We start from the raw sequence: 203 nt of genomic DNA on the forward strand, positions 1-203 counted from the left end.
CTGAGTTTTTTTTATTTTTAGTAACGAAAGAAGCAGTAGAGAATTCAATGATTGCTTTGCTTTTTTTAGAGGAACAAAAATATTATTTTGCAAAATCACTTTTTGAACGCTATTTGTCAGAACAAAAAGAAATAGTCATAAAAACAGAAAAAATAGATTTTGGTTTTCGCCGATTTGTGGAATTAGGAATTTTTGTGCCGCTA

The 203-nt window shown here is 28.6% G+C and carries 1 protein-coding gene; it reads left to right on the forward strand.

The genetic code is table 11. The features are described from left to right. Window positions 1-203: hypothetical protein (locus AB3I00_RS14930; protein WP_368025661.1), on the forward strand; the 203-nt coding region annotated here is incomplete at both ends.

The organism is Enterococcus sp. C76 (assembly GCF_040886985.1).
Taxonomy (GTDB): Bacteria; Bacillota; Bacilli; order Lactobacillales; family Enterococcaceae; genus Enterococcus_B; species Enterococcus_B lactis.